Genomic DNA, 19755 nt, shown 5'->3' with positions numbered 1-19755 from the left:
CTCAGAGCCGGGGGTCGACGGGCTCGGACTCCAGTGCGAGCACCGCGAAGACCGCCTCGTGCACCCGCCAGAGCGGCTCGCCCTCCGCCAGCCGGGCGAGCGACTCCAGGCCGAGGGCGTGCTCGCGCAGGGCCAGCGACCGCTTCCTGCCGAGGAACCTGCGGCGCAGCACGTCCAGGCTCTCGGTGTAGTCGGGTCCGTAGATGATCCGCAGGTACTCGCGCCCGCGCACCTTCACGCCCGGCTGCACGCGGCCGGGCACGGGGTGCGCGGGCTTGACCACCATGCCCTCGCCCCCGGCCTCGGTGAGCGAGGTCCACCACCCGGTGGCCGCCGTCCGCGACTCCTCCGACTCCAGCGAGACGAAGACGTGCCTGGTCGGGGTGACGAGGTCCGAGTGAAGACGCGCCAGCTTCTCCAGGTGCCAGGAGTGCGGCTCCTCCCCCGCCGTCGCCCGTCCCTCCACCGCGAGGATCTGGAACGGCGCCAGCCGTACCCCGGACAGGCCGGAGACCGGCCAGCAGTACCGCGCGTAGGCGTCCCTGAAGCGGGCGGCGTTGCCGGAGCGGCGCCGGGTGCGACCCAGGAGATCGCCCACGTCCAGACCGCGCCCGGCCGCGGCCTCCAAGGCGGCCACGGCCTCGGGCAGGGCCGCGCGGGCCGCGGCGCCCACGGACGCGTACTGCTCGCGGATCAGCCCGCCCGCCTTCGCCGACCAGGGCAGCAGCTCGGCGTCCAGGACCATCCAGCCGGTGCCGAGCTCGTCCCAGAGCCCCGCCTCCGACACCGCCGCCCTCAGCCCGTCCACCAGCCCGGCCGTCAGGGCGGGATCGTCGAAGAACGGGCGTCCGGTGCGGGTGTGCACGGTGCCGCAGGTGCCGTCGGTGATCCCGAACCGCGCCGCGGCGTCCTCCGGGGTGCGGGTCAGCACGGCGACGGCCCGCGACCCCATGTGCTTCTCCTCGCACACGACCTCGGTGACCCCCGCCCCGCGGAACTCCTCGAACGCCTCGGCGAGGTGCTCCAGGTAGCCGTCCAGCGACGAGGTCTCCGGCGGGGCCATGGTCGGCGGCAGGTAGACCAGCCAGCGCGGGTCCACGGCGAACCGGCTCATGATCTCCAGCGCCGCCGCGGAGTTCTCCTCCCGGATCTTGATCTTGCCGCCGGTGCGGACCTCCACATACCTGGTGCCCTGGACGTCGCCGATGTCCAGCAGCCCTGGGTCGCGCCGGGCGGCCGGGGTCAGCGGGCGGGCGGGCTCGTACCAGACCCGCTCGGCCGGCACAGAGACCAGCTCGCGCGCGGGGTAGCGCAGGGCGGTGAGCCTCCCGCCGAACACGCAGCCGGTGTCCAGGCAGATCGTGTTGTTGACCCACTCGGTCTCGGGGACCGGCGTGTGGCCGTACACGACCATGGCCCGGCCCCGGTAGTCCTTGGCCCACGGGTAGCGCACCGGCAGGCCGTACTCGTCGGTCTCGCCTGTCGTGTCGCCGTAGAGCGCGAAGGAGCGCACCCGTCCGGAGGCGCGGCCGTGGTAGGCCTCCTTCAGCCCGGCGTGCGCCACCACCAGCGCTCCGCCGTCGAGCTGGTAGTGGCTGATCAGGCCGTCCATGAACGCCTTGGCCGACTCGCGGAACTCCTCCGGCTCGCCTTCGAGCTGCTCCAGGGACCGTTCGAGGCCGTGCGCGATCGTGACCTTGCGGCCGTTCAGCGCCCGTACGAGCTTCTGCTCGTGGTTGCCGGACACGCACAGCGCCGTCCCGGCCGCCACCATGCCCATGACCAGCCGCAGGACGCCGGGCGAGTCGGGGCCTCGGTCGACCAGGTCGCCGACGAAGACGGCGGTCCTGCCCTCGGGGTGAACGGCCCCCACCGGCCTTCCGGCGTCGTCCCTGCGCAGCGTCCATCCGAGCTCGGTGAGCAGCGTCTCCAGCTCCGAGCGGCAGCCGTGCACGTCCCCGATGAGGTCGAAGGGGCCGGTCAGCTCACGCCGGTCGGTCCAGGCCTTCTCATAGGTGATCTCGACGTCGTCGACGGCCTCGCCCCGGAGCACGTGCACGCGCCTGAAGCCGTCCCTGGAGATCTTGGACAGCGACCGCCGCAGGTCCTTGCGCTGCCGGGTGATCACGTGCGCGCCGAAGGCCCTGTCGGGACGCAGGGCGTTGCGCGCGACCGCGACCTCCTCCGGCACGTCCAGCACGATCGCGTCCACGAGCACGTCGTGGCTCTTCGCCAGCTCGATGAGCTTCCTGCGGGCCTCCCACTGGACGTTGGTGGCGTCCACGACGGTGAACAGCCCTCGGCGCAGCCGGGTGCCGACGATGTAGTGCAGCACGTCGAAGGCGTCCGGGGTCGCCTCCTGGTCGTTCTCGTCGTCGGCGACCAGGCCCCTGCAGAAGTCCGAGGAGATCACCTGGGTCGGCTGGAAGTGCCTGCGGGCGAACGTCGACTTGCCGCTGCCCGACACGCCCACCAGCAGCACGAGCGACAGCCTGGGCACGCTGATCTCAGCCACGGACGAACACCCCCATCTGGGTCGGCGGCCCGACCTCTGGATCGACCTCGCCGACCGGCCGGTACGTCACGCGGTAGCCGTACTCCCCGCAGACTCCCTCGGCCCAGGCGGCGAACTCCGCGCGGGTCCACTCGAAGCGGTGGTCCGGGTGGCGCATGCCGGTCAGGAACTCGTACCTGACGTTGTACTCGCTGTTGGGCGTCGTCACGACCACCAGCCCCGGCCTCGCCGTGCCGAACACCACGCGTTCGAGGGCGGCCAGGCGCGGCGGGTCGACGTGCTCCACGACCTCCATGAGCACGGCCGCGTCGTACCCGGCGAACCGCTCGTCGGTGTAGGTGAGCGCGCCCTGGAACAGGTGCAGGCGGGCCCGCCGGGCGTCGGGCATCCGGTCGAGCTTCAGGCGGCGGGCGGCGACGGCCAGCGCGCGCGCCGAGACGTCCACGCCCGCGACCCTGGCGAACTCGGGGTTCCTCAGCAGCTCGCCGACCAGCTGGCCGGACCCGCACCCGAGGTCGATGACGGTACGCGCTCGCGCCTCGGTGAGCACCTCGACCACCGCCTCCCTGCGCAGCAGGTTGAGCGGTGTGCGGGCCTGCGGGCCGGGCTCCGGCTCGACGGCGTCCACCGCGTCCCCGGTCTGCGGCGTGGGTGTATCGGCGGTCTCCGGCGTGGCCGTCTCGGCGGCGGCGTCCTCCTCGATGGGCGGCTCCAGGTCCTCCTCGACGTCGTCGCCCAGCTCGGCCAGGCGGGCGAACGCGGTGTTCGTCAGGCTCCTGCGGCGGCCGAGGTAGCGGCGCGTGATCCGCCCGCGCTCGGGATGCGACGCCAGCCACCCCTCCCCCGCGCGGATCAGCTTGTCTACCTCGTCGGAGGCCATCCAGTAGTGCTTGGCGTCGTCGAGCACCGGGAACATGACGTACAGGTGGTTCAGGGCGTCGGCCAGCCGCACCGGCCCGCGCAGCACGAGCCGTACGTACCGCGAGTCGCCCCACTCGGGGAAGCCCTCGTCGAGCGGGAGGGCGTGCGCCTCCACCTGCCAGCCGAGCGGCTCGAACAGCTGTCGTGCCAGCTCCGGGCCGCCCCGGCAGGGCAGCGCGGGCACCGTGACCTCCAGCTCGATCGGCCCGGCCGCCAGCTCGGGCCTCGCCTTGCAGTGCCCCGTGCGGGCGGTCCTGAAGACGTCCGCGAGCGCGACGGCCAGCATCGAGGAGGCCGCGTACGGGCGGTCGTTGACGTACTGCCCCAGGCTGAAGTCGGGCGAGGACGTGCCGCGCGAGCGCACCAGCCGGATGGGGTCCACCTCGACCATCAGCGCGGCCGTGCAGCGCTCCTCGGTGGCCTCGGGATAGAACACCCTGGCCACGCCGAACGACTGCCCGAACTCCTGGACGCGGCCGGGGTGCTTGTGGAGCAGGAAGCCGAGGTCGGTGGCCGGCCGCGTGGTCGTCGAGATGGTCAGCAGCACGCTGCCCGATCTTTCCCTATCGGCCATCACACCGGCCACCAGTTTGACGGGTTCGCCCGCCCTTGCCGCGGTAAGCGAGGCTCAGACGTGCGGCATGATCTCCGCCGCTATCAGCTCCAGGTGGTCGAGGTCCGACAGGTCGAGCACCTGGAGGTAGAGCCGCTCGCTGCCGGCCCCGGCGAACTTACCGATCTTGTCCAGCACCTCCTCCGGCGTGCCCGCGAGGCCGTTCTCCCGCAGCTCGGAGACCTCGCGGCCGATCGCCGCCGCCCGGCGGGCGATCTCGGCCTCGTCGGCGCCGACGCACACGACCTGCGCGGCCGAGAAGACGATCGAGCGCCGGCCGGCGGCCGCGCACGCCTCACGCACCCGGCCGAACGCGGCGGTGGTCTCCTCCAGGCTGTTGAAGGGCACGTTGTACTCGTCGGCGAACTTCGCGGCGATGCGGGGAGTCCGCTTGGCGCCCGTACCCCCGATGATCACCGGCGGGCGAGGGTGCTGCGCGGGCTTGGGCAGGGCCGGGGAGTCGGCCAGCCGGTAGTACGCGCCCTCGAAGGAGTACGTTTCGCCCGGCTTGGTGGTCCACAGCCCGGTGATGATCTCCAGCTGCTCCTCGAAGCGGGCGAAACGCTCGCCGAGCGGCGGGAACGGGATGCCGTACGCCTTGTGCTCCGCGTCGAACCAGCCCGTGCCGAACCCGAACTCGACGCGCCCTCCGCTCATCTGGTCCACCTGGGCGACGCTGATGGCCAGCGGGCCGGGCAGCCGGAAGGTCGCGGCCGTGACCAGCGTGCCGAGGCGGATGGTGTGGGTCTCGCGGGCGAGCGCGCCAAGCGTCACCCAGGAGTCGGTCGGACCGGGTTCCGGGTCGCCGTCGCCCATGCGAAGGTAGTGGTCGGAACGGAAGAACGCGTCGAAACCGAGGCGCTCGGCGGCCTGCGCCACCTGGAGCTGGTCCTCGTAACCGGCCCCCTGCTGGGGCTCAGTGAAGATCCTTAATCTCATAAGGCCATTATCCCGTCGCTCCGGAATCAATCTTCGGGGTGGTGTAGGGGTTCGTACGCATCTCCCCAGTGGGTAAGAAAGCGCCCATGGGGGGACTTCCTGCCTACACGCCGATGCTCGCCCAGCTGGGACCGCTCCCACCGCCCGGCGAGGATGACGCCTGGGGTCACGAGATGAAGTGGGACGGCGTGCGGGCCCTCGCGTACGTCGAGAACTCCGCCCTCAGGCTCGTCTCCCGCAGCGGCAAGGAGGTCACGGTCGCCTACCCCGAGCTGTACGCGCTGGCGGGCGCGGTCGGCGGCCACGACGTCGTGCTCGACGGGGAGATCGTCGCCTTCGACGAGGCGGGCCGCCCGAGCTTCTCGGCCCTGCAGCCGCGCATGCACCAGCGGCGCGAGGAGCGTGTGCGCCAGCTCGCCCAGACGAACCCCGTGACGTACATGCTGTTCGACATCCTGCACATCGGCGCGGAGTCCTCCATAGCCCTTCCGTACGTCCAGCGCAGGGAACTGCTGGAGGGCATCGTGTCGGCGGGGGCCCGCTGGCAGGTGCCCGCCTGGTTCCACGACGACGGCGCCCACGCCCTCGGGCTGAGCCGGCAGCTCGGGATGGAGGGCATCGTCTCCAAGCGACTGCAGTCGCCGTACCGTCCGGGCAGGAGATCCCCGGAGTGGACCAAGGTCAAGAACTTCCGCGCGCAGGAGGTCGTGGTCGGGGGCTGGACGCCCGGGCGCGGCCGGCGGGCGTCGACGATCGGCTCGCTGCTGCTCGGCGTCCACGAGGGCGGCAGGCTCCTCTACGCGGGCAACGTCGGCACGGGGTTCACCGAGGAGACGCTCAGGGAGCTGGGCGCGATCCTCGCTCCTCTGTCGCGTGCCACCCCGCCGTTCGACGACCAGGTGCCCCGCGAGCAGGCCAGGGACGCCCGGTGGGTGGAGCCGGTGCTGGTCGGCGAGGTGCAGTACGCGGAGTGGACGCCGGACGGGAGGCTGCGCCACCCCTCCTGGCGCGGCCTGCGCGACGACAAATCCCCCGAGGACATAACGCGCGAGCCCGAACCGATCATCACCCGCGATAGCGGGCCCCGCACGGCCGGCGGATCGGACGTCACCCGCGAGGGCGGGCCCCTCAGGACCCGCGGACCGGGCGTCAGCCGCGGGGGCGAGCCGCCGCGGAGGGCAGGCTGACGAGCTCGACCAGCTCGTCCAGATCGACGTACTTCGCGACCTCGGCCACCGACCGGCAGTAGGCGACCAGGATCCCGTGCTGGCGCACGCGCAGCAGCGTCCGCCCGTCGAGCCTGATCGGCTCGATCTCGTACCCGTTGCTCCCCACCCATCGCGACATGCCGGAATCATAAGAAATCGCAGGTCAAAGGGATGCAAAACCTACCTGAGACCTCCGGCCGGTGGACGGGCGCCCCCGTTGACCGCCCATCCACCCCTAGCCTGAAACTCCACTAAACCGCGCTATCGTGACGAAACACGACTTATCCCTATAAATCGCCCAACCGTCCTCATTCCGAGAAAGGCCAGCCCTGATGTCTGATCTCCTGTCTGCCCTGAACGGGCTGAGGAAGTCCTTCAACCACCACGATCTCGACGCGCTCGCTCAGTGCTTCAGCGAGCGGGCCGTGCTGGTGGCGCCGGACGGCATAGGGCAGGACAGGGACGAGATCGCCTCCTACTACGGCCTGTTCATCGAGGCCTTCCCGGACTCGGCGTGCACGCCCCAGTCGGTGCACGAGTCCGGCGACACCATCACAGCGGAGTACACGTTCACCGGCACCCACAAGGGGCCGTTCCTCGTGCCCGGCGGAGGAGTGGTCGAGGCGACCCTGCGCCCGATCACCGTCCGCGCGTGCTGCGTGTCGTTCGTGGAGGACGGCCTCATCGCCAGCCACCGCATCTACTACGACCAACTCGAACTGGCCGCCCAGCTCGGCGGCTCCCTCTGCTTCAAGGAACCCGAACTGCTCACGGAACGCTAGCCCGATCAGCAGTTCTCCGTGCGCTCGTACTGGCCGTAGTGCCCGGGGCCGCCGCGGAGAGCGCCCTCTTCGTGGTGCGGAACTTCATCTTTCCTCCAGTGGTGTGACCGGTCGGGGTGCCTCCAGCTTCCGTCCGCGGCGGCTCCGGCGGCAGGCGGGCGACCGGCGGTTGACCGGCGGTTAGGCTGCGAACGGCGCGGACAAGATCGGGTACCGTGAACCGGCGGAAAGGGGATCGATGTTCGGCGGCGTGCTGCGCGACTTCCGGGTTCGGGCACTGCTCACGCAGGAGGAGCTGGCCGCGTTGTCCGGCGTCAGTGAGCGGCAGATCCGCGAGATCGAGTCCGGCCGCGTCGCGGTGCCCCGGTCCAGCACCGTCCGGGTGCTCGCCGACACGCTGAAACTCTCCCCCTCGGACCGGGCCGCCTTCCAGCTCGCCGCGCAGCCGGACGCCGGACGCCCGCCGGTCCCCGCGCAGCCCGGCGCAGGACTCCCGCCGGTGCCCGCGCAGCCGGACATGGGACTCCCGCCGGTGCCCGCGCAGTTACCCGCCGGCGTCGACGGATTCACCGGCCGGGCCGAGGCGCTGCGCGCGCTCGACGCGGCCACGGCCGCGGTGGTCACCGTCTCCGGCCCCGCCGGCGTGGGCAAGACCTCACTGGCCGTGCATTGGTCCCGCCTGGTCGCGCCGCGCTTCCCGGACGGCCGGCTGTACGTGGACCTGCGCGGTTTCTCTCGCCACGCCGCGGTCGATCCCGCCGAGGTGATCCGCGGATTCCTGGACGCCCTCGGGGTGCCGCCCGACCGCGTCCCGCCCGGCTTCGAGGCGCAGGTGGCGCTCTACCGCAGCCGGTCCGCGGGCCGCCGCCTGCTGGTCGTGCTCGACAACGCCCGCGACGCCGACCAGGTCCGGCCGTTGCTGCCCGCCGGCCCGGACGCCCGTACGGTCGTCACCAGCCGCCGGCAGCTCACCGCCCTGGTCGCCGAGACCGGCGCCGCCGCGCTGACGCTGGACGTCCCGGGCATCGAGGAGGCGGTAGAGCTACTCGGCCACCGGCTCGGCGCGGACACCGGTCGGCGCCGATCGCACCCGGAGGCTGAGGTCGGGGACGTGGACGCCGTGACCGCGATCGCGACTGCCTGCGGACGGCTCCCGCTGGCGTTGGCGCTGGTCGGCGCGCGGGCGCGGCTGACCGGCTTCCCGCCCGCGACGATCGCCGCGGAGCTGCGCCACCCGGGCGGCCGGCTCGCGGCCCTCGACGTCGGCGCCGTGTTCTCCTGGTCCTACGACGCGCTGAGCCCGGAGGCCGCGCGGCTGTTCCGGCTGCTCGGGCTGGTCGCGGGCGCCGACATCGCTGTGACGGCCGCGGCCGCGCTGGCCGGCCGGGCGCTGCCCGAGGTCCGGCGGACGCTGGCCGAGCTGGCCCACGCCAGCCTGGTGACCGAGCACGCGCCCGGCCGCTACCGGATGCACGACCTGCTGCACGTCTACGCCGGCGAGCGCGCCCGGGCCGACGAGTCCGAGGCCGCGCGGCGGGCGGCGCTGACCCGGCTGCTCGACCACTACACGCACACCGCGTACCACGCCGAGCTGGTGCTGAATCCGGTGCGGGCGCCCATCCCGATGACCCTCGGCGCGCCCGCCGACGGGGCCGAGCCGAAACGCGTGTTCGACGTCCCGGCCGCCCTGGCATGGCTGGAGACCGAGCACGCGGTGCTGCTGACCGCGCTGCGGCAGGCCGAGGCGGAGGGCATGCACAGGCACGCGTGGCAGCTGAGCTGGGCGCTGGACACATTCCTGAACGACCAGCGGCGCTGGCACGACGAGGGGGCGGCGTGGGCGGTGGCGCTGCGTGCGGCGACCGCCATGACCGACCAGCCGGCGGCGGCGCACGCGCACCGCTTCCTGAGCGCGGTGAACGGCCGGCTCGACCGGTTCGACGACGCGCACGCCCACATGCGGCAGGCGCTCGAACTGAGCCTCGCCGCCGGAGACCGGGCGGGCGAGGCGGAGAGCCGCTTCGTGCTGTCCTATGTGCACTGGCTGCAAGGCGACGGCGAACGGGCGCTCGACCAGGCCGAGCAGGCGTTGTCGCTCTTCGACGAGCTCGGCGACCCGCTCTGGGCGGGCAAGGCCAGCCTCGCGGTGGGCTGGTACCACTCCGAGCTCGGCGCCTACCAGGAGGCGCTGCCGTTCCACGTGCGAGCGCTGGAGCTGCAGCAACGGGCGGGCGACCGGGCCAACGAGGTGGTCACCTTGGACACGCTGGGCCTGCTCCACCAGCGGCTGGGCGACCCGGAGACCGCGATCCGGCACTACCAGCGCGGCCTCCGGCTGGCCGGCACGATGAACAGCGCCGGGTTACGGGCCCAGCTTCTCGGGCACCTCGGCGACGCGAGCGAGGCCGCCGGCGACCCGCGGACGGCCCGCGAGCGCTGGCTGGAGGCGTACGAGATCTTCCGCGACCTCGGCCACCCCCAGGCCGCCGACCTGCGCCGCAAACTCCAGTCCCCAGACCCGGCGTAGCCGGTAGGGGCGGCAGGCTGGCCCCGGTCCGGCAGGTTCCGGTACGGCTAGGCGGCGCGGTCCCCGGCGGGCGGGGCCTGGTGCCGTCGGCGGAGCAGGGCCAGCAGGGCCGCGCCCGCCAGGTACACGGCCAGCGCGGCCGGAGGCAGGCCGGTCCACCCATGGTAGGCGGGGCCCGCCAGGGCGATGCCGAGAAGGGCGGCGATGACGGCGGCTGCGCCGAGGGCGGTCAGCACGGCGGCCACGGGTCCTCGTGCGCCCGGTGAGGCGGCGGGTGGTTCCGTGCGTCGCTCGGCGCGCCCGAACACCGCGACCAGCACCGCGAGGATCACGGCCAGGCACAGCAGCCAGGGGATCCGCAGCAGCACCCAGGGGAGCGACCCGGGCGCGGGCTGGGGCATCAGGTCCGTCCCGTGCAGGGCCAGGGCGCCGATGATGAGGGCGGTCATGTGCCAGAGGAACAGCGTCATGATCACCGAGTTGACCGCGACCACCGCCGTCCACGGCCCCCGGCGCCGCAGCCACCGGTTCCCCAGGTCCCGCAGCCACAACGCGACCCCCGCCTGTGCGGTCGCGAGGGCGAGCAGGGCGAGTGTGGGCGGCGCGGTGTTCTGCAGCTCTTCTCCCGCGAACCCGACCATGCTGACCGGATAGGGCCCGGCCACGGTCAGCACCACGAGGGCGCCCGCTCCGAGCACCGCCATCGGCGCGGCGACCAGGGGCCGGGCGGGAAGGCGGCCGTCCTGCCAGGCGAAGCCCAACTGGTGGACGGCCAGCCATGCCAGCAGGTAGTTCGCCTGGCCCACGTACGGAACATCGAGGACGAGCCGCGTCAGGTCGCCCGCACCGACCAGCGCCGTGAGGACGACCGGCACGACGAGTCCCGCGCGCCGGTGCAGCGCGTACATGGGCGGGGCCAGCACGACCACGGCGATGTAGACGACCAGGAACCACAGCGGGATCAAGGCCAGCCAGATCGCGTCGCCGATCAGGGACGGGCCGACGCCCGCGAGCCGCGCGACCAGCGCCACCGCCGCGAGCGTGCACAGCAGCACGGTGGTCGGGCGGACGAGCCGGGCGGTCCTGCCGAGCACCCAGGCGGTGGGGCCGCCGCCGCGCCGCAGATGCGAGGTGAGGGACGCGGCGTTGGCGTACCCGCCGACCAGGAAGAACAGGGGCATGACCTGGAAGACCCACGTCAGGGGGCGCGTCCACGGCACGGTCTCCAGGACGCTACGCCCCGCGAACCCCCCGGGGCCGTGGGTGATCGAGACGACAAGCCAGTGGCCGGTGACGACCGCCGTGATGGCGAAGGCCCGGACGAGATCGACATAGCGATCCCGCCGCGCGGGCGTCCGCTCGGCCGCTTGCCCTATCCGCGCGATCAGCGATCCGGCCGGTCGCCGCGTCCGCCGCGCCGCCCGCCGCGCTCCCGGCGTGGGGCGGGCTCCCCTGGTGCCGCCGTCCGGCATGGCTGGACATCCCTTCGCCTTCCTTTACGTCATATCAAGCGGCTCTGGGAGGCTGAACGGCGGAGATGCTCATCCGCGCGTGGTGTCTCGTACCCGGGTTCCGAAATATCGCCTCCGCTATCCCGCGACCGATGGCGACACCGGCCGGCACCTTCCGCGATCGCCACGCCCGAGGCCACTCCCCACATGAAGCGTTTCGGGGCTCGCAGGGGGCCGGTAGGCCCTTGGGAGGCACTGCCCGAGCCGAAGGGGAGGTCCGACGGCGGTCAGGTCGTGTGGCGGGCTCTTTCGAGGCCGTCGAGGATGAGGTCGAGGCCGAACTCGAACTCGTCGCCGTAGTCGTAGCCGGGCTGCATGACGTGCTCGACGGCCAGCTCGGTGAGGTGTGGGTACTCGCCGGAGGAGAATCGCGCCATGATCGCCTGCGCGACCTGCGCCGTCTCGGCCGAGGTGTCGAACGGCAGGCTCGGCTCCTGCATCGCGAACCCGTAGATGTAGCTGTCCAGGGCGGAGTACGCGTGGGCGGCCAGGGCGATCGAGAACCCCGCCCCTCGCAGGGTGCCGATCACGGCGTCATGGTGCCGCAGCGTCGCGGGGCCGGGCGTGGCCCGCGACTCCATGCGCCCGATCGCCCAGCGGTGACGCGACAGGGCCTCGCGGGCCGAGATCGCCCGCCGGCGCATGGCCGTCCTCCAGTCGGTGTCACCGGCCGGCAGGTCTATCTCGCCGAAGACGACGTCGATCATGCCGTCGAGCAGGTCGCTCTTGTTGGCCACGTGGTTGTACAGCGACATCGCCTCGACCCCGAGCTCCTCTCCGAGCTTGCGCATGGTGAGCGACTCGATGCCACCCGCGTCGGCCAGGGCGACCGCGGACCGCAGCACCCGGTCGCGGTTCAGTCGCGCCCGGGGCTCGGGGGTCGGGTGGGTCATGCACATCCTCCTTGACTTACTTACACTGTAAGCAGCAGACTTACGGCATAAGCTTACAACGTAGGGAGCCCGCGATGGGAACCGACCACCGCACCAGACCGGCCGACCCCCCGCACGTCACGGCCGAGGGGACGACGATGAAGGCGGTCGTCCAGGACGTGTACGGCGAAGCCGAGAATGTCATGCGGGTCGAGCAGATCGGCCGTCCCGTCATCGGGGACGACGAGGTGCTGATCCGGGTGCACGCCGCCGGTGTCGATCGAGGCGTCTGGCATCTCATGGCCGGCCTCCCCTACCCCGTGCGCCTCGCCGGCTACGGGGTCCGCGCGCCCAGGACCCGAGTGCGAGGGCGGGAGGTCGCCGGGCGCGTCGAGGCGGTCGGCAAGACGGTGACCACGCTCCGGCCGGGCGACGAGGCGTTCGGCGTCGGCGAGGGCACCTTCGCCGAGTACGCCACGGCCACGCCGGGCAGGCTCGCGCCCAAGCCCGCCAACCTCACCTTCACGCAGGCGGCGGCCGTCGGTGTCTCGGCTCTCACCGCCCTGCAGGCGGTTCGCGACCGAGGGCGCGTGCGGCCCGGGCAGAAAGTGCTGGTCATCGGCGCGTCCGGAGGCGTTGGAACGTTCGCCGCGCAGATCGCCAAGGCCTTCGGCGCGGAGGTCACCGGCATGTGCACCACGACGAAGGTCGACCTGGTCAGGTCCCTCGGCGCGGACCACGTCGTCGATCGCACCCGCCACGACGTCGAGGACGCGGGGCGGCGGTACGACGTCATCCTCGACATCGGCGGCAACCGCTCGCTCACCCGCCTACGCCGAGCCCTCACCCCGCGCGGCACACTCGTCATCGTCGGGGCCGAAACCGGCGGGCGATGGCTCGGCGGCACCGACCGTCAGATCCGGGCGTCCATGCTGTCCCCGTTCGTCGGCCAGAAGCTGGGCACGTTCATCTGCTCGGAGAACGCGAAGGACCTGATCGTTCTCACCGAGCTCATCGCGTCCGGCAAGGTGACCCCGGTCATCGGCCGCACCTACCCCCTGAGCGAGACCCCCGCGGCCATCCAGCACATGCGAGACGGCCACGCCCGCGGGAAGATCGTCATCAACATCTGAGGCACCCTCAGCGACCTTTCGCTGACAACAATGCCAACGATCCCTCCGTTCACCACGCGAGTCCCCACGCCGAGTACCGGCCGTATCTGATCCGGACGCGCCGAGAGCGCGGCTCGGGAGATCCGCGCGGCCGGCCGGGCCTACTCCGGCGCCTGCGCCTACACCCACTCCACGCTGGCGAACGACCTGTTCACCTACGAGCCTGTCGCCAGGTCCTCTGGGAAGCACTGCCCGAGCCGAAGGCGAGGCCCAGAACCACGAGCGGACGCCGACGAGGCCGCATCCAGCTAGAGATCAGGTCCTTGGTCAGCAGCCGACTCGATGTGGCGGGCATCAGAAGCCATCGAAGGCTCGGACCCCGAACATCTGGTAAGCCGAGGTGCGACAGAACAGCTCTCCCCGTTCGGCATCTAGATGTACGGTCCGCCTTGGATATACTCTGCGTTCAAGATCGGACACACTAGGTCATGAGGTTTGGGTACGCGAGCACATGAACCGCTTGGTCGAACCCCAGCCTTCAGTAACCAGGCGATGCTCTGCCGTAAAGGTGACGCGGGTGGCTCGGGCTGGCAATGTAGACATACCTTCGAGTGACATGGCCTGATACAAATACAGTTTTACGCATTCGAACATTAGTTCCTGGAGAGTAGGATGCGGATCACCGAAGAGCAGGCTCGCCTGCTCGCCATATGCATGGTCAAAGGCGTCAGCTGGCACCTCATCGCCCGCGAGGCTCAGCGTCCAGAGGGCCTCGCGCGCCTCTGGGCAGGGGAGATCGTCGAGTCCTCCCCCGAAGCGACCAAGGCAAGAGCGCTGATCAGACAGAGCATCCCGGATCTTGATCACTATCTGGAAGCCGCCGAGCAGCAGGCAGGCCGAGCTGTGGCCGGTGGTGCTCACATCGTCACAGTCCTTGATCCCGACTATCCCGCTACTCTTCGCCTGATCTTCAACCTTCCGCCTTTCCTGTTCGTCCGCGGGCAGCTACGGGATGCGGATCTACGGAGCGTGGCGGTCGTCGGCACCCGCCAGGCCAGCGAGGATGGTCTGCGCCGGGCGCGCCGTATGTCATGCCTTCTCACCGAGCACGAGGTCACTGTCGTCTCCGGTCTGGCCCGGGGCATCGATACCGCCGCGCATACCGCCGCACTCGACGCCGGCGGCCGGACCATCGCCGTCGTCGGCACCGGCATTCTGCGCTGCTACCCGGCAGAGAACCGGGCACTGGCCGACCGGATCGCCGAGAATGGCGCCATGGTCTCCCAGTTCTGGCCCGACGCCAACGGGGCCAGCTATACCTTCCCCCGGCGTAACGTCACCATGTCGGGGATCGCCCAGGGCACGGTGGTGATCGAGGCGGCGAGCACGTCTGGGGCCAAGATGCAGGCCAGGCTAGCGTTGGAGCACGGCAAGAAGGTGTTTCTCCTTCGGAGCCTCACCCAGGACCAACCGTGGGCGCAGCAGTACGTCAGCGAGCGCGGAGCGGTCATGGTCGACGACGTGGATGATGTCGTCAAGGCCTTGTCCAGCCCTGGCCGCATCCAAGCCGTCGACGCTTCCCGGGCCCAGCTGGCCCTTGAGTTCGACGAACTGAAGCTAGAAGAGCAGGCCCCCGGAGGCCTGTGGTGAAACGGCCGGCCTATGGCGACGGCCCACCGCCTGCCGGCTTCGGGAGATGCGGAATATGCCCCTACCTACGGACGGGGCACGTCCGCATCTGCCACGAGTGCGCTTCAGAGCGATTCCAAGCCCCCGACGATCCCAACTGCCCTATATGCCATCAGGTCTTGCGGAGCGGCCAGCAGGCGTGTTCCAACCGGCTCTGCGGCCACCCTCAACGCGCGTTCGAGTGGACTGCTGTCATCGGGGTCAAGGCGGGCATCCTGCAGGAGGGAATCCTGCAACTCAAAAAGGGCGCCCATGGCTGGGGAATGATCTTCGCACGGATCGTCCTGGGCCACCTCTACACACGTCCCGAGCTCACCGCCAAGGTCGACGCCATCATTCCGATGCCCTCGTACCTGGAGCAGAACCAGGCCCGCCGTGGTAATGATCACACCGGATACGTCATCGAAAGAGCCATCCTAGAGGACGACCGAGGTCTCCCATTCGTACTGGAGCCCCCGCTGATACGGAAGACCAGCGTGACCGTCCGGATGAGAGACACCGCGTCGGCGTTGGAGCGGCATGTGGCGGCCCAAAGCCTGTACGACGCTCTCCATGTACCCGACCCAAGTCGCGTCAGAGGTCAGAGCATCATGGTTTATGACGATGTATTCACCGGCGGCAACACCCTGAATGCGGTAGCGAAGCGACTGAAGGCCAATGGCGCCAGCAAGGTGTACGGACTGACTCTCGCCCGGGCCCAGTGGCGAGTGTGAGTGGCCTAACGTGGCGGGCGCGGGGATGTCGCCGGCGTCAGGGGTGAGGAAGTTCGCGGCGTGCCGTCCCCAGCCGCGGAGGTCGTCGATGGTCTGGGCGATCTCCAGCTTGGAGCCGGGGATGAGGGACGCCCAGCTCGGTAGCCGTCGAGACGGGGTGAGTGGGGTCGTCCACCCAAGGCGTGATCAGCACTGGTAGGCGCAGCCGGGCGATGAGCTCACGTGGCGGCAGATCCAAGGCGCCCACCCCGCCTAGGACGGACGGTAGCAGCCGTTCGCCGGCGTCCACCGGCAGAGGCAGGCCGGGGGCGCCCTGGTGCGGTGCGGGAACCGGCGCATCGCGCAGTAAGGACTCCAGTGCGGCCGCCCCGCCTTCTTCTACGAGAGCGGCCATCGACGCATAGAGCTTGCCTTGGGACGCGCGGGTCTCCCACGCCGTGGCGAAGCCGTCAGCACGAGCTTCTCGAAGCGATCGGAAGCGAGGACCGCGGCGTGAAGCCGGAGAGCAACTGGCGGATTTCCTGCGCGCACGACCTGCGGCCGTCCGGCCGTCGGATGCCGCGAGTGCCTGCGCCGGGTCTCGGGGCGCCGGCCCGCGAGCTTGTCGAGCGACTGCGCTCCGAGAGCGCGGAGTTCGCTGTGCTGTGGGAAGCACATGAGGTGGCGACGCGGATCAGCGACCGCAAACGGGTCGCCGGCCCGACGGGCATGCTGGAGCTGTACTGCCGGTTCCTCACCGCCGGAGCCCCAGATCAGCTGCTCGTGGGCTTCACCCCGGTCGCCGGCACGAACGGCCACCGAGCGGCTTCGGTGAATCCGTTAGCGCCGGCGCGGAGCGTTCCCAACGGTGCATCAGCGACCAATCGCCCAGCGTTAGGCGACGCGGGGGTCGAAGGGGGCCGGCAGGCCCCATTCGAAGCACAGCCCGAGCCGTAGGCGAGGGCCATGACCGCGAGCGGGCGCGCCGGTATCTTGGCCGGCCAGGAGGCGACCGAACCCGGGCCGGTCGTGGCCGGTTAGATCACGTCCTTGGTGAGGAGGACGACGGTCTCGACGTGGTGGGTCATGGGGAAGGCGTCGAAGGCGCGGATGTCGACCGTGGGGTAGCCGCGTTCGGCGAACCATGCGAGATCGCGCGCCAGCGTGGCCGGGTCGCACGAGACGTAGACGACGCGGGCGGCGTCCAGGCCCGCGACGCGGTGGACCACCTCGCGGCCGAGCCCGGTGCGCGGCGGGTCGACCACGACCACGTCGGCCCGTTCGACCCCCAGCCGGTCGAGGGCGTCCTCCACCCGGCCCCGCTCGATGCGCGCCTGCGGAAGGTCGCGCAGGTTGTGGCGGGCGTCCTGCACCGCCCGCGCGTCGAACTCGATGCCGAGTACCGCGCCCTCGGGTCCGACGGCCTCGGCGAGGCCCGCCGCGAACAGCCCGACCCCGCAGTAGAGGTCGAGCGCCCAGTCGCCGGGGCGCAGCGCGGCGAACTCCAGCACCGCGTCGAGAAGCGTGGCGGGGGCCCCGGGGTGCACCTGCCAGAAGCCGCTGCCGGTGACCTGGAACTCGCGCTCGCCGACCCGCTCGGTGAGCGCCGTACGGCCCCGTACGGCCCTCGCGTGGCCCCGGCCCTCGTCGACGAGGACGTAGGCGTCCGCGTCGAGATCGGGCACCGCCACCGTACGGTGGGGCTTCGGGGAGACGACGACGGCCCGCTCGCGCGTGGACGTCGCGATCGCCTCCACGCTGGAGGCGCCCCGCCAGTTCTTGCGCTCGACGCCCATGCGCTCGACCTCGGGGTGGGCGATCAGGCAGGCGTCGACCGGCTCGATCTCGTGCGACCGGTGGCGGCGCAGCCCGGGCACGCCGTCGGGGGTGACGGCGAACTGGACGCGGGTGCGCCAGCCCAGGCCGTCCGGGGAGCCCGGGAGCTCCTCGACGTCGACCTTCATCTCGATGCCCGCGAGCCGCTGGAGCTGCTCGGTGACGACCTCGGCCTTGAACCGGCGCTGGGCGTCCAGAGTGGCGTGCTGCCAGTCGCAGCCGCCGCACCGGCCGGGGCCGGCGAACGGGCACGGCGGCGTGACCCGGTCGGGCGACGGGTCGAGGATCTCGACCGCGTCGGCCCGCAGGAAGCGCGTGGTCTCCTCGGTCACCTCGGCGAGAACGCGCTCGCCGGGCAGAGCGTGGCGGACGAAGACCACCCGGCCTTCGTGCCTGGCGACGCACCATCCACCGTTGGCGACGCGCTCCACGGTCAGTTCGATCGGCACCTCGGTCCCCCCGCTCACATTTTGACCTGGTCATCCTTACGTGCCACAGCGTACGGCCGGCGTACCGAGCCCGGGGCGAACGACTCCGGCCGGCCCTTGAGCCGGTCGGAGGACGCGAGCTGCCACGGCACGCTGGTGACCATCACGCCGGGCTGGAACAGCAGTCGGCCCTTGAGCCGCAGCGCGCTCTGGTTGTGCAGCAGGTGTTCCCACCAGTGGCCGACGACATACTCGGGGATGAAGACGGTCACCACGTCGCGGGGAGAGCGGCGCCGCAGGCTCTTGACGTATTCGAGCACCGGGCGGGTGATCTCTCGATAAGGCGAGTCGAGGATCTTGAGCGGCACCGGGATGCCCCGCTCCTCCCAGTCGCGCTGGAGCTGCCTGGCCTCGTCGGTGTCGACGCCGACGCTGATGGCCTCCAGCGTCGAGGGACGGGTGGCCCTGGCGTACGCGAGGGCGCGGAGCGTCGGCTTGTGGATCTTGGAGAGGAGCACGATGGCGTGGTTCCTTGCCGGGAGCATCGACTCGTCCGTCTGCATGTCCTCCGGCACGACCAGCTCGGCGGCCACGTTGTCGTAGTGGCGCCTGATGCCGCGCATCATCACGAAGAGCACGGCCATGGCGGCACAGGCGATCCAGGCGCCGTGGGTGAACTTCGTGATCAGCACCACGACCAGCACCAGGCCGGTCACCGTGGCGCCGAACGCGTTGATCATCCGCGACCGCTGCATCTGCGCGCGCTTCTTGGAGTCGGTCTCCGTGCGGAGCAGGCGGTTCCAGTGCCGCACCATGCCGACCTGGCTGATCGTGAACGACACGAACACGCCGACGATGTAGAGCTGGACCAGGCGGGTGGTCTCGGCGTGGAAGGCGTAGATCAGCAGCCCCGCCATGGTCGCGAGCATGACGATGCCGTTGCTGAAGGCCAGCCGGTCGCCGCGCGTGTGCAGCTGGCGCGGCAGGTAGCGGTTCTGGGCGAGCACCGACGCCAGCACCGGGAAGCCGTTGAAGGCGGTGTTGGCGGCCAGCACGAGGATCAGCGCCGTCATCGCCGTGATGACGTAGAAGGCCGGGGTGAAGTTGCTGAAGACGGTCTGCGCGACCTGGGCGATCACGGGACCGGGGTTGGGGACGGGGTGGCCCGCGCGGTCGACGAGCGAGCTGCCCGCCGCGCGGTCGGCGAACTTGGCGTCGGTGATGAACGCCAGGGCGGTGATGCCGGCGAACATCGTCGCGGCCAGCACGCCCAGCGCCAGCAGGGTGTTCGCGGCGTTCTTGCCCTTGGGCTTCTTGAACGCCGGCACGCCGTTGCTGATGGCCTCCACGCCGGTCAGCGCCGCGCAGCCGGAGGAGAACGCGCGCAGCAGCAGGAAGATCAGGGCGAAGCCGCCGATGCCGACGCTCTCGCCGGTGACCGTATAGTCGGCGGAGGGGGCCTTCAGCTCGGTGCCGAGCGCGAGCCGCACGCCACCCCAGATCATCAGGCCGAACACGCTGATCATGAAGGCATAGGTGGGGACGGCGAACGCCAGGCCCGACTCCCTGATGCCCCGCAGGTTCAGCACGGTCAGCACCGCGACGATGACCACCGCCGCGGCGACCTTGTGGTCGGCCAGGAAGGGGAGCGCCGCACCGAGGTTCTCCACGCCGGAGGAGACCGACACGGCCACGGTCAGCACGTAGTCGACCATGAGCGCGCTGGCGACGACCAGCCCGTAGTTCGACCCGAGGTTCTCGGTCGCGACCTCGAAGTCGCCGCCGCCGCTGGTGTAGGCCCGGACGTTCTGCCGGTACGACGCGACCACCGTCAGCAGGATCACCACAACAGCGAGGGCGATCCAGGGAGTGAAGTGGTAGGCCGCGAGGCCGGCGATGCCGAGCGTGATCAGAATCTCCTGAGGGGCGTACGCCACCGAGGACAGGGCGTCGCTGGCGAACACCGGCAGCGCGATGCGCTTTGGCAGCAACTGCTCGTGTGCCTGCGCACTTCGGAGCGCACGCCCGACGAGTAGTCGCTTGACCAGATCTGCAACCTTCACCACGAGTGACGATGCTAGTCCTCAGGTCCGGTCCTCCTCACACGACG

The 19755-nt window shown here is 71.0% G+C and carries 15 protein-coding genes; 7 read left to right on the top strand and 8 right to left on the bottom strand.

Going from position 1 to position 19755, the window contains the following annotated elements; genetic code table 11:
• Position 1: 1 nt before the first annotated feature.
• The 3 genes from OG589_RS04665 to OG589_RS04655 form a co-directional block, all read right to left on the bottom strand.
• Positions 2-2515: a polynucleotide kinase-phosphatase gene (locus OG589_RS04665; RefSeq protein WP_405146465.1), complete on the bottom strand. Its 2514-nt coding sequence runs from the start codon at positions 2513-2515 to the stop codon at positions 2-4.
• Positions 2508-3983: a 3' terminal RNA ribose 2'-O-methyltransferase Hen1 gene (locus OG589_RS04660; protein WP_405146463.1), complete on the bottom strand. Its 1476-nt coding sequence runs from the start codon at positions 3981-3983 to the stop codon at positions 2508-2510. The genes OG589_RS04665 and OG589_RS04660 overlap by 8 nt, the downstream gene beginning before the upstream one ends.
• Before the next feature lie 81 nt (positions 3984-4064).
• Positions 4065-4988 carry an LLM class F420-dependent oxidoreductase gene (locus tag OG589_RS04655; protein ID WP_405146461.1) on the bottom strand — a complete coding sequence of 308 codons (924 nt, stop codon included), beginning with the start codon at positions 4986-4988 and terminating at the stop codon, positions 4065-4067.
• A gap of 86 nt (positions 4989-5074) precedes the next feature.
• Here OG589_RS04655 and ligD point away from each other — a divergent pair, with 86 nt between their 5' ends.
• The gene (gene ligD / locus OG589_RS04650) at positions 5075-6175 is read left to right on the top strand and encodes a non-homologous end-joining DNA ligase (protein WP_405146459.1); all 1101 of its coding nucleotides are present in this window, start codon (positions 5075-5077) and stop codon (positions 6173-6175) included.
• On the opposite strand, the gene OG589_RS04645 is transcribed toward ligD, so the two are convergent.
• Entirely contained in the window at positions 6138-6335 is a 198-nt protein-coding gene (locus OG589_RS04645) for a transposase (protein WP_405146457.1), read from the bottom strand. The two genes, ligD and OG589_RS04645, sit on opposite strands and share 38 nt — an antisense overlap.
• 193 nt (positions 6336-6528) lie before the next feature.
• On the opposite strand from OG589_RS04645, the gene OG589_RS04640 reads away from it, so the two are divergent.
• On the top strand, positions 6529-6978 hold the full coding sequence (locus OG589_RS04640; protein ID WP_405146455.1) for an ester cyclase: 450 nt from the start codon (positions 6529-6531) through the stop codon (positions 6976-6978).
• A gap of 238 nt (positions 6979-7216) precedes the next feature.
• The gene (locus tag OG589_RS04635; protein WP_405146454.1) at positions 7217-9505 is read left to right on the top strand and encodes an ATP-binding protein; all 2289 of its coding nucleotides are present in this window, start codon (positions 7217-7219) and stop codon (positions 9503-9505) included.
• A 47-nt stretch (positions 9506-9552) separates the two neighbouring features.
• Here the strand turns inward: OG589_RS04635 and OG589_RS04630 are convergent, their stop codons facing one another.
• On the bottom strand, positions 9553-10977 hold the full coding sequence (locus OG589_RS04630; RefSeq protein WP_405146452.1) for an acyltransferase: 1425 nt from the start codon (positions 10975-10977) through the stop codon (positions 9553-9555).
• A gap of 266 nt (positions 10978-11243) precedes the next feature.
• The gene (locus OG589_RS04625; protein ID WP_405146451.1) at positions 11244-11909 is read right to left on the bottom strand and encodes a TetR/AcrR family transcriptional regulator C-terminal domain-containing protein; all 666 of its coding nucleotides are present in this window, start codon (positions 11907-11909) and stop codon (positions 11244-11246) included.
• Between the two features lie 74 nt (positions 11910-11983).
• Here OG589_RS04625 and OG589_RS04620 point away from each other — a divergent pair, with 74 nt between their 5' ends.
• From OG589_RS04620 to OG589_RS04605, 4 genes are all read left to right on the top strand, one after another.
• A complete protein-coding gene (locus tag OG589_RS04620; RefSeq protein WP_405146450.1) occupies positions 11984-13021 on the top strand; it encodes an NAD(P)-dependent alcohol dehydrogenase in 1038 nt (345 codons plus the stop codon).
• 651 nt (positions 13022-13672) lie between these two features.
• Complete coding sequence (dprA, locus tag OG589_RS04615) at positions 13673-14650, top strand: DNA-processing protein DprA (protein ID WP_405146448.1); 978 nt, start codon at positions 13673-13675, stop codon at positions 14648-14650.
• Between the two features lie 158 nt (positions 14651-14808).
• Complete coding sequence (locus tag OG589_RS04610) at positions 14809-15402, top strand: ComF family protein (RefSeq protein ID WP_405146446.1); 594 nt, start codon at positions 14809-14811, stop codon at positions 15400-15402.
• A gap of 555 nt (positions 15403-15957) precedes the next feature.
• Positions 15958-16338, top strand: coding sequence for a hypothetical protein (locus OG589_RS04605; protein WP_405151955.1), 381 nt, complete (start codon positions 15958-15960; stop codon positions 16336-16338).
• Between the two features lie 80 nt (positions 16339-16418).
• On the opposite strand, the gene OG589_RS04600 is transcribed toward OG589_RS04605, so the two are convergent.
• Positions 16419-17684, bottom strand: a complete 1266-nt coding sequence (locus OG589_RS04600; protein WP_405146444.1) for a class I SAM-dependent RNA methyltransferase — start codon at positions 17682-17684, stop codon at positions 16419-16421.
• Positions 17681-19711, bottom strand: a complete 2031-nt coding sequence (locus OG589_RS04595) for an APC family permease (protein WP_405146442.1) — start codon at positions 19709-19711, stop codon at positions 17681-17683. The genes OG589_RS04600 and OG589_RS04595 overlap by 4 nt, the downstream gene beginning before the upstream one ends.
• Between the last annotated feature and the right edge of the window lie 44 nt (positions 19712-19755).

The organism is Sphaerisporangium sp. NBC_01403, from assembly GCF_045040145.1.
In the GTDB taxonomy this organism is placed as follows: Bacteria; Actinomycetota; Actinomycetes; order Streptosporangiales; family Streptosporangiaceae; genus Sphaerisporangium; species Sphaerisporangium viridialbum.
Note: the sequence above shows the minus strand (reverse complement) of the source record. Positions and strands in the feature narration are given on the sequence as shown.